The 10047-nt window shown below is 70.1% G+C and carries 11 protein-coding genes; 6 read left to right on the top strand and 5 right to left on the bottom strand.

From position 1 onward, the window contains the following. A partial coding sequence (locus AC1D01_RS09935) for a class I tRNA ligase family protein (RefSeq protein ID WP_477865879.1) occupies window positions 1-1478 on the top strand: 1478 nt, incomplete at its 5' end. Here AC1D01_RS09935 and AC1D01_RS09930 read toward each other — a convergent pair. Beyond that, on the bottom strand, window positions 1420-2397 hold the full coding sequence (locus tag AC1D01_RS09930) for an NAD(P)-dependent oxidoreductase (protein ID WP_477865878.1): 978 nt from the start codon (window positions 2395-2397) through the stop codon (window positions 1420-1422). The two genes, AC1D01_RS09935 and AC1D01_RS09930, sit on opposite strands and share 59 nt — an antisense overlap. A gap of 102 nt (window positions 2398-2499) precedes the next feature. Between AC1D01_RS09930 and galU the strand changes: the two genes are divergently transcribed. Then, window positions 2500-3366 carry a UTP--glucose-1-phosphate uridylyltransferase GalU gene (gene galU, locus AC1D01_RS09925; protein ID WP_477865877.1) on the top strand — a complete coding sequence of 289 codons (867 nt, stop codon included), beginning with the start codon at window positions 2500-2502 and terminating at the stop codon, window positions 3364-3366. On the opposite strand, the gene AC1D01_RS09920 is transcribed toward galU, so the two are convergent. The 4 genes from AC1D01_RS09920 to AC1D01_RS09905 form a co-directional block, all read right to left on the bottom strand. After that, window positions 3367-3594, bottom strand: coding sequence for a sulfurtransferase TusA family protein (locus AC1D01_RS09920; protein ID WP_477865876.1), 228 nt, complete (start codon window positions 3592-3594; stop codon window positions 3367-3369). 11 nt (window positions 3595-3605) lie between these two features. Next, on the bottom strand, window positions 3606-4157 hold the full coding sequence (locus tag AC1D01_RS09915; protein ID WP_477865875.1) for an NUDIX domain-containing protein: 552 nt from the start codon (window positions 4155-4157) through the stop codon (window positions 3606-3608). An 8-nt stretch (window positions 4158-4165) separates the two neighbouring features. Beyond that, complete coding sequence (gene cysM / locus AC1D01_RS09910; protein WP_477865874.1) at window positions 4166-5071, bottom strand: cysteine synthase CysM; 906 nt, start codon at window positions 5069-5071, stop codon at window positions 4166-4168. A 68-nt stretch (window positions 5072-5139) separates the two neighbouring features. After that, window positions 5140-6075, bottom strand: a complete 936-nt coding sequence (locus AC1D01_RS09905) for a LysR substrate-binding domain-containing protein (protein ID WP_477865873.1) — start codon at window positions 6073-6075, stop codon at window positions 5140-5142. 66 nt (window positions 6076-6141) lie between these two features. Here AC1D01_RS09905 and AC1D01_RS09900 point away from each other — a divergent pair, with 66 nt between their 5' ends. From AC1D01_RS09900 to AC1D01_RS09885, 4 genes are all read left to right on the top strand, one after another. After that, window positions 6142-6591 (top strand): GlcG/HbpS family heme-binding protein, encoded by a 450-nt coding sequence (locus AC1D01_RS09900; RefSeq protein WP_477865872.1) that lies wholly within the window; start codon window positions 6142-6144, stop codon window positions 6589-6591. Window positions 6592-6631: 40 nt separating this feature from the next. Then, the gene (locus AC1D01_RS09895; RefSeq protein WP_477865871.1) at window positions 6632-7624 is read left to right on the top strand and encodes an MBL fold metallo-hydrolase; all 993 of its coding nucleotides are present in this window, start codon (window positions 6632-6634) and stop codon (window positions 7622-7624) included. Window positions 7625-7696: 72 nt separating this feature from the next. Then, window positions 7697-9565 (top strand): sensor domain-containing diguanylate cyclase, encoded by a 1869-nt coding sequence (locus tag AC1D01_RS09890; RefSeq protein WP_477865870.1) that lies wholly within the window; start codon window positions 7697-7699, stop codon window positions 9563-9565. A 172-nt stretch (window positions 9566-9737) separates the two neighbouring features. Beyond that, on the top strand, window positions 9738-10047 hold a 310-nt coding region (locus AC1D01_RS09885), incomplete at its 3' end, for a hypothetical protein (protein ID WP_477865869.1).

The following is a 10047-nucleotide window of genomic DNA, read 5'->3' as shown; positions in this document are numbered from 1 at the left end:
GCGACGAGGACGTGCTCGACACCTGGTACTCGTCGGCCCTGGTGCCGTTCTCGACGCTCGGCTGGCCCGACAAGACGAAGGAGATGGACCTGTTCCTGCCGTCCAGCGTGCTGGTGACCGGCTACGAGATCATCTTCTTCTGGGTGGCGCGCATGATCATGATGACCACCCACTTCACCGGCCGCGTGCCGTTCCGCACCGTCTACATCCACGGCATGGTGCGCGACAGCGAAGGCAAGAAGATGAGCAAGTCCGAAGGGAACGTGCTCGACCCGGTCGACCTGATCGAGGGCCGCGACCTCGAGACGCTGGTGCAGAAATCGACCGTCGGCCTGCGCAAGCCCGAGACCGCGCCGAAGGTGGCCGCGCGCGTGAAGAAGGAGTTCCCCGACGGCATGCCGGCCTACGGCGCCGACGCGCTGCGCTTCACGATGGCCTCGTACGCAAGCCTCGGGCGCAACATCAACTTCGACACCAAGCGCTGCGAGGGCTACCGCAACTTCTGCAACAAGCTCTGGAACGCCACCAAGTTCGTGCTGATGAACTGCGAGGGCCAGGACTGCGGCCTCGCCGAGCACACCAAGGCGCAGTGCGAGCCGGGCGGCGAGTTCGCCGGCTACCTGTCGTTCTCGAAGGTCGACCGCTGGATCACCGGCGAGTTGCAGCGCGTCGAGGCGGCGGTCGAGCAGGGTTTCAGCGACTACCGGCTCGACAACGTCGCGAATGCCATCTACCAGTTTGTCTGGACGGAATACTGCGACTGGTACCTGGAGCTCGCGAAGGCGCAGCTGCAGAACGGCGACGAAGCGGCCAGGCGCGCGACGCGGCGCACGCTGCTGCGCACGCTCGAGACGGTGCTGCGCCTGATGCACCCGATCATGCCGTTCGTGACCGCCGAGCTGTGGGACGTGGTCGCGCCGCTGGCCGGCCGCAAGCCGGCCGGCTCCGGGCAAAGCATCGTCACCGCACCGTACCCGAAGGCGCAGCTGGAGCGCGTCGACCCGCAGGCCGATGCCTGGGTCGAGCGCTTCAAGGGCCTGGCCGGCGCGACGCGCAACCTGCGCAACGAGATGCAGGTGACCAAGCCGGTGCCGCTGTACGCGATCGGCGACAACGACTTCGTGCGCGAGGCCGCGCCGCTGCTGCAGTCACTGATCCGGCTGTCGGGCGTGCAGGTGTTCGACGACGAGGCCGCGTTCGCGGCGGCGACGGCCCAGCTGCCGGTCTCGGTGCAGGGCGAGACGCGGATTGCGCTGCATGTCGAGATCGACGTCGCGGCCGAGCGCGAGCGCGTGGCCAAGGAGATCAAGCGCGTCGAGGCCGAGATCGCCAGGTGCAACGCCAAGCTGTCGAGCGAGAGCTTCGTCGCGCGCGCGCCGCAGGAGGTGGTCGATCAGGAGAAGCAGCGGCTGGCGGACTTCACGGCAACGCTGGATCGGTTGCGGCATCAAGCGGGACGCCTGGGTCCGTCGTCCTGAACTCGCGCGGTGCGCCGGGCGTGATCGCGAGCAGCTCGTCGATCCGCCGGGCCACCGCCCACGAGCTGCGCAGCCGCGATTCGCGCGTGGTGCTGGCCACCCGCGGCGTGATCTGCAGCGTGTCCATGCCGCTCAGCGGCCGGCCCGGCTCCAGCGCGCCGGGCTCCAGGCTGTCGAGCCAGACGGCCGAGACGCGCCCGCTGGACAGCACGTCGGCCAGCGTCTTCTCGTCGAACAGGCCCGAGTGCGCGATGCTGACGATCACTTGGTTCGGCTTGCAGAACGGCAGGAAGCGCTCGCCCAGCAGGCCGTGGTAGCGGCTGAAGTAGTTGAGCTGCACGCAGACGGCATCGGACTGCTCCAGCAGCTCGCGCAGGCCCACCGGGCCGACATGCCAGCGGTTCCACACGCTGTCGCTCGCATGCAGCGACGGGTCGTAGCCGACGAGCTTGGAGCCGAAGCCGCTCAGCATCCGGGCCATCGCCTTCGCGGCCGGCGGCATGCCGATCAGCCCGACGGTGCAGGCGCCCAGCTCGCGGCCGACCAGCATGCCGTCGGAGCCGACCACCGGCACGCGGCGCAGCAGCGACAGCAGCGCGCCGATCATGAACTCGGCCTCGGCCTGCGCGGTGGCGGTCTGGCTGCGCACCACCTCGATGCCGGCGCGCGCGCAGGCGTCGAGGTCGATGTTCTCGGCGCCGGCGCTGACCCGGCCGACCGCGCGCAGCACCGGCGCGTAGTGCAGCGCCTGCGCATCGAGCGCGACGGTGGGCGGCAGGATCAGCGCCCGCACGTTGTAGAGCGCCTGGCGGAACGCGCGGGTGTCGCGCGCCAGCTCCGGCGCCTGCCGCAGCGAATAGCGCGCATCGAGCCACTGCATGACTTCTGCTTCCAGCGGTTCGATGATCAGCAAGTCCATGCGGCTTCGAGAGGCTCTGCCCCGGTGTCACACGCCCTCCAAAGAGCCCGTGACACAATGGTTTTTGTCGACTAAATCACAGTTTAAAGGGGCCACACGCACATGTTTGTCAACAAGGCGATCTTTCCGGTAGCGGGCCTCGGCACGCGATTCCTGCCCGCGACCAAGGCCCAGCCGAAGGAAATGCTGCCGGTTGTCGACAAGCCCCTCATCCAGTACGCCGTCGAGGAGGCCTACGCCGCCGGGGTCCGCGAGATGATTTTCGTGACCGGCCGGCACAAGCGCCCCATCGAAGACCACTTTGACATGACCTTCGAGTTGGAGGTAGCCCTCGAACAGGCGGGTAAGCAAGAGTTACTGGATGTCGTGCACAGCGTGAAGCCGGACGACATGGAGTGCGTCTACGTGCGCCAGCCGCAGGCGCTGGGCCTGGGCCATGCGGTGCTGTGCGGGCAGCGGCTGATCGGCAACGAGCCGTTCGCGGTGCTGCTGGCCGACGACCTGATGGTGGGCCAGAAGCCGGTGCTGCAGCAGATGGTCGAGCAGTTCGCCGAATGGCGCGTCTCGATGCTGGCGGTGCAGGAGGTGCCGCCGGAGCAGACCAGGCGCTACGGCATCGTCGACGGCCGCGTGGTGAACGACCGGCTGATCGACATCACCCGCATCGTCGAGAAGCCGGCGCCGGAAGAAGCGCCGTCGCGGCTCGGCGTGGCCGGGCGCTACATCCTGACGCCGGGCGTCTTCACCGAGATCGCGAACCAGCCGCGCGGCGTCGGTGGCGAGATCCAGCTGACCGACGGCATCGCCGGGCTGCTGCGCCGCGAGAAGGTGTTCGCCTACCGCTACGAAGGCCGCCGCTACGACTGCGGCAGCAAGGAAGGCTTCCTGGAGGCCAACGTGGAGTTGGCGCTGGCTCACCCGGTGCTGGGCGCGGATTTCCGCAGGTACCTGAAGAACCTCGAATTCTGATCAGCGGCGGCGCAGCAGGTGGATGAACTCGTCGTTCACCGCCTTCTGCTCGACCAGCTCGTTGCCGGTCTGCCGCGCGAACGCCTGGAAATCGCGCATCGACCCCGGGTCGGTCGCGATCACCTTCAGCAGCTCGCCGCTGCTCATGTCGGCCAGCGCCTTCTTGGCCTTCAGGATCGGCAGTGGGCAGTTCATGCCGCGGGCGTCGACTTCTTTCTGCGCATCCATCGCGTGTCCTCTCAGTGGGGTTCCACCGGCCGCGGCATCAGCTCGCGCCATTGCGGCGTGATGCCGCGCGCGGTGAGCCAGTCGGCCAGCGCATAGCCGGTACCGGCCGGCCAGCATTGCACGGCCTCCGGCGTGAAGAGCTTGTACTCGACCAGCTCCGGCGACAACTTGATCTCGCCGCGCGCCACCGCGTGGTACGCGATGATCACCTGGTTCATCCGCTGGAAATCGTAGGCCCCGATGATCGACAGGCGGTCGACCGTCAGCGAGGTTTCCTCCATCACCTCGCGGGTGATGCCCTCCTGCGGCGTCTCGCCCGCCTCCATGAAGCCGGTGATCAGCCCGAAGTACCTGCCGGGCCAGGCGGCATTGCGCGCCAGCAGCAACTGCCCGTCGCGGTCGGCCAGCTCGATCACCGCGGCCAGCACCGGCGTCGGGTTGTTCCAGTGCGTCCAGGCGCAGGCCGGGCAGCGCAGCCGCGTCTTCGGGCCGCCGTCTTCTTCGAGCGTCACCGGCTGCAGGCCGGTCGCGCAGTTCGGGCAGAAGCGGGTGTCGTAGTTCATGGTGGGGCTCAGGCGGGGAAGACGCCGGTGGACAGGTAGCGGTCGCCGCGGTCGCAGACCACGAACACCAGCGTCGCGTTCTCGACCCGTCGGGCGATGTCCAGCGCCACCCAGCAGGCGCCGGCCGCCGAGATGCCGCCGAACAGGCCTTCCTCGCGCGCCAGGCGGCGCGCCATCTCCTCGGCCGCGTCCTGGCTGACGCTGACCGTCTCGTCGACGCAGCTCGGGTCGTAGATCTTCGGCATGTAGGCCTCGGGCCACTTGCGGATGCCGGGGATGCGCGAGCCTTCGGCCGGCTGCGCACCGATGATGCGGACCGCCGGGTTCTGCTCCTTCAGGAAGCGCGAGGTGCCGGTGATGGTGCCGGTGGTGCCCATCGCGCTGATGAAGTGCGTGACGCGCCCGCCGGTGTCGGCCCAGATCTCGGGGCCGGTGGTCTCGTAGTGCACGCGCGGGTTGTCGGCGTTCGCGAACTGGTCGAGCACGCGGCCCTTGCCGTCGCGCTGCATCTGCTCGGCCAGGTCGCGGGCGTATTCCATGCCGCCGCTGCGCGGCGTGAGGATCAGCTCGGCGCCGAAGGCCTTCATGGTCTGCGCGCGCTCGATGCTCAGGTCCTCCGGCATGATCAGCAGCATGCGGTAGCCGCGGATCGCGGCGGCCATCGCGAGCGCGATGCCGGTGTTGCCCGAGGTCGCCTCGATCAGCGTGTCGCCGGGGCGGATGTCGCCGCGCTCCTCGGCGCGCCGGATCATGCTGATGGCGGGCCGGTCCTTCACCGAGCCGGCCGGGTTGTTGCCTTCGAGCTTGGCCAGGATCACGTTGCCGCGCCGCTCGTTGTCGGCGCCCGGCAGGCGCTGCAGCCGCACCAGCGGCGTCTGTCCGATCACGTCTTCAAGGGTCTTGTACGGCGTCATGGGGTCTCCTCGCGGGATTGTCGCAGGGGTGCGCATGGCGCGGCGCGCACGCGGGCTCTCACACCCCCTCAGGCCATTTCCCCGTCGGCCACCAGCGCCTCGACCAGCCCGCACAGCCAGCGCAGCGCCGGGTCCTTGTCGCGGCTCGCGTGGTGGACGATCGCCACCGGGCTGGCCGGCAGCTTCAGCGGCACCGCCGCCCGCACCAGCCCGAAGTCGCGCTGCCAGCCGGGCGCCAGCACCTGCGGCACGGTGGCGATCGCCGGCACCTGCTGCAGCACCCGCGGCAGCGACGAGAAGCGCGGGCTGGTGCAGACGATGCGGCGCTTCAATCCGAGCGCGTCGAGCGCGTCATCCACCGTGCCGTGGAACGCGCCGCGGTAGGTCACCATCAGGTGCGGCAGCGCGGCGAACTGCTTCAGCGTCAGCGTGCCCTTCGGGCCGATCACGCCGGGCCGCGCCACGCAGCAGTACGGCACCGTCGCGAGCGGCCGGCTGCGCTGCCAGGCCGGACCGGCGGGGAAGGCGCCGATCGCGAGGTCGAGCTGTTCCTGCAGCAGCATGTCGGCGATCCGGAAGCGGTCGGTCGCGACGACGGCGATGCGCGCCTGCGGCGCCTCGGCCGCCAGCCGCGCGACCAGGCCGGGCAGCAGCCAGGTGTCGATCCAGTCGGGCATGCCGATCACGAAGCTGCGGTCGCTGCGCGCCGGATCGAAGGCCGGGGCATCGGAGACGACGCCCTGCAGCTCGGCCAGCGCCGGCGCGAGCGCCGACTGCAGCTCGAGCCCGCGCTGCGTCGGCTGCATGCCGCCCCTGCCGCGCACCAGCAGCTCGTCGTGGAACAGCTCGCGCAGGCGCGCCAGCGCGCCGCTGACCGCCGGCTGCCCGAGGTGAAGGCAGGCGGCCGCCTTCGACACGCTGCGCTCGCGCAGCAGCACCAGCAGCGTCACCAGCAGGTTCAGGTCGACGCCCCTGAAATCGCGTTCTCTGATAGTGCCGATCATTTCAATCGATTTGCGTGATGAAGGCTTCGATTGAATCATGGGTCACCCTTCAACGGAGCAATGCCCATGACTTCCTCTTCCACCTCGTCCCCCCACACCCGCCCGCTGGCTTCGATCACCCGCGAGGCAGCCGCCGCGCTGATAGCCCACGCCCAGGCCGCCGCCCGCTCGCTCGGCATCCACGTGACGGTGGCGGTGACCGATGCGACCGGCGAGCTGAAGGCCTTCGAGCGCGACGACGGCGCCCGCTTCCTGACCGCGTCGATCGCGGTCGACAAGGCCTGGACGGCCACCTCGTACGGCGTGTCGACGCGCCAGTGGACCGCGATCCTCGAGCGCCCGATGGCGGCCCAGCTCGCGCACCGGCCGCGCTTCGTCGCGGTCGGCGGCGGCTGCCCGATCTTCGACGGCACGCAGCTGGTCGGCGGCATCGGCATTTCCGGCGGCGACGCCGAGCAGGACCACCAGGTGGCCGAGCGTGCCATCGCGGCGCTCGGCCTCGCTGCATCGGCCTGATCGCCCCATCCCTTCCTCCTTGAACGAGAGAGTGCTTCCCATGTCTTCTTCCCTGTTCTCCCTGCGCGCCGCTGCCGGCGCATTGGCTTCCACCGCCATCGCGCTCGCCGCGTTCGGCGCGGCCGTCACACCGTCCACCGCGCGGGCCGCCGCCCCGATGATCAAGACCCAGGCGCCCGGCTTCCATCGCCTGATGCTCGGTGCCTTCGAAGTGACGGCGCTGAGCGACGGCACCGTCGACCTGCCGGCCGACACGCTGCTGCACCCGCCGTCCGGCACCATGGCCTCGCGGCTCGCCAAGGCCGATGTGAAGAGCCCGGTCGAGACCTCGGTCATCGGCTTCCTGGTCAACACCGGGGACAAGCTGGTGCTCGTCGACACCGGCGCCGGCGCGCTGTTCGGCCCGACGCTCGGCAAGCTGGGCGCGAGCCTGCGGGCCGCCGGCTACCAGCCCGAGCAGGTCGACGAGGTGCTGCTGACGCACGCCCACCCCGACCACGTCGGCGGGCTGATGGCGCCGGGCGGCGTCGCGTTCCCGAACGCCACGGTGCGCCTCGACGAAGCCGACGCGCAGTACTGGCTCTCGGCAACGCGGATGGACGCCGCGCCGGCCGCGGCCAAGGGCTTCTTCCAGGGCGCGATGGCCTCGCTGAATCCGTATGCCGAAGCCGGCCGGCTGAAGCCCTTCGCCGCGGGCAGCGAGCTGCTGCCCGGCATCCGCGCCATCGCGGCCCGCGGGCACAGCGCCGGGCACACGGTCTATGCCGTCGAGAGCCAGGGGCAGCGCCTGCTGCTGATCGGCGACCTGATCCACGTCGGCGCCGTGCAGCTCGACGACCCACGCGTCACGATCGCGTTCGACAGCGACGAGCCCGCCGCGGCCGCCACGCGCCGCCAGGTGTTCGCGCAGGCCGCCGCGCAGAACACGCTGGTCGGCGCCCCCCACCTGCCGTTCCCCGGCCTCGGCCACCTGCGCCGGGCGGGCGCGGGGTACCGCTGGCTGCCGGTGGACTACACGACCCCGCTGAAATAGCGGCGCCGTCCGGCCCTGGGCGGGGGCCGTGCGCGAACCGGGCAGCGTGCCTTACGATCCGCCCCACTGCCCATGACCGACCCGTCGCTTCCCGCCCGCTTCGTCGCATTGCCGCTGCGCCGCCTGGCCCTCGCCCTGGTGGCAGGCAATGCCGTGGTGATCCTGGTGCTGGTGCTGGCCGCCGTCGTGGCCTTGCAGGCGGGCCGCGAGTCCGAGGAAGTGCGGGCGCGGGAATCGGCCGAGAACCTGGCGAACAGCCTGGCCATCGAACTCGGCGCCGAGCTGAAGCAGTTCGACAATGCGCTGGCCACCGTGGCGTTGCGCGTGCGCGCCGTCGATGCCACCCAGGCCGACGGGCGCGCCGAGATCGAGCAGAGCCTCGCCGAGCAGCGCTCGCTGCTGCCGCAGGTCGATGCGATCCGCATCGCCGATGAACAAGGCATCGTCAGCTTCGGCCTGCCTGCAGGCGCTGCAACGGTCAGCATCGCCGACCGCGACTACTTCCTCGAAACGAGGTCGCATGACGGCATGGTGGTCTCCGAGCCGGTGCAGAGCCGCATCACCCGCAAATGGGGCATCGCCGTGGCCCGCCAACTGCGACGCGCCGACGGATCGTTCGCCGGCGTGGTCTACACGAGCCTGCCCAGCGAGCACTTCATCGACCGGTTCAAGCGCATCGGGCTGGCCAGCGCGGGTGCCGTGGCGCTGCGCTCGGGCGGCTTGAAGCTGGTCGCGCGTTTCTCGGTGCTCGACGGCGCGCAGGAGAAGAACCTGGGCACCGTGGTGGTCTCCAGCGAGATGACGCGCCGCCTCGCGACCAACCCGGAGCGCGGCTCGTACCTGACCCCGACCGCACTCGACGGCATCGAACGCTACACCGCGTACCAGCGCATTCCCGGCTCGTCGTTCCGGGTGTTCGTCGGGCTCGGCACCAGCGATTTCCTGTCGGGCTGGCGGCGCGAGGTCGGGCAGGTGGCGTCGCTGCTCGCGATCGCCATCGCGACGATCGCCGGCTTCTCCGCGCTGCTGTTCGTGCAGCAGCGGCGCCAGGTGGTCGCCCGCCGCGAGATCGCGCGGCTGGCCCAGGAGCAGAGCGTGATGCTCGACAACGAGGTCGTCGGCATGGTGAAGCTGAAGGATCGCGTCGCGCTCTGGAAGAACCGCGCGCTGGACCGGATCTTCGGCTACGAGCCGCACGAGCTGGTCGGCGCGCCGGCGCGGCTGCTCTACCTCGACGACGACTCCTTCGACGACATCGGCCGCCGCGCCTACCCGATGCTGCAGGCCAGCGGCCGCTTCCGGGCGCAGCTGCGCATGCGCCACAAGCAGGGCCATGCGATCTGGATCGACCTGACCGGCGCGGCGGTGTCGGCCGACGAATCGCTGTGGTCGATGACCGACATCACGGCCCTCAAGGACAGCGAGGCGCATGCGCACCACCTGGCGCTGCACGACCCGATGACCGGGCTGCCGAACCGCCTGCTGTTCGCCGAGCGGCTGCTCTACATCCTGGCCGATGCGCAGCGGCGCCGGCAGATGACCGGCGTGTGCTACCTCGACCTGGACGGCTTCAAGGCCGTCAACGACGCCAACGGACACGACGCCGGCGATGCCGTGCTGAACGAGGTCGCGAAGCGGCTRCTCGGCTGCATCCGCACCAACGACGTGGTCGCCCGTTTCGGCGGCGACGAGTTCGCGCTGATCCTCAGCAACATCCAGGATGCGCGCGAGGTGGAACGCGTGCTGCAGCGGGTGCTGCAGGCGATCGAGCTGCCGATCCACCTGGCCCGCGGCGAGGTGGTCGCGGTGGGCGCGAGCATCGGCGTCGCGATCGGGCCGGAACACGGCGACGATTCCGACGCGCTGACGGCCCGCGCCGACCAGGCGATGTACGTCGCCAAGCGGGCCGGCAAGCACCGCATCGTCCTCTGGAGTCCCTGAGGCCGCGCCCTCCTGGTTCCCGGACCCCGGTCACGGCGCGGTCATCGCTCGGCGATGGCTCGCGCATGCACCTCTCGCGCCTGCAAGCAGTGTTTCAGAGTATTGGGAATGCGCTTCTTCACAGGGGTCCCGCGGTAGCCTGCGGCCCATTCAAACTGCGAATGAGCTCCCCATGACAAGCCGAATGAACCCGCTGCGACTGACCCTGGTCGCCATCGCCTGCGCCGCCGCCACGCCCGCCTTCGCCATCGACTGGCCGGCCGGTTTCTCGAAGTGCGCCGACGAAGGCAAGAGCTGCAAGATCGGCACGGCGACCCGCCAGGTGTCGTTCGGCGTGAAGAACAAGTGGGTGGTGAAGACGCTGTCGGGCACCGTGGCCTGCACCGGCGCGACCTTCGGCGGCGTGGATCCGAACGCGGGCAAGAAGGAGAAGTGCGCGATCGGGCCGGTGGCTGCGCCCGCGCCCGCACCTGCGCCGGCAC

The organism is Rhizobacter sp. P3_B12 (assembly GCF_056402895.1).
The sequence above is the reverse complement of the archived record's forward strand: the minus strand, read 5'-3'. Positions and strand labels throughout refer to the sequence as shown.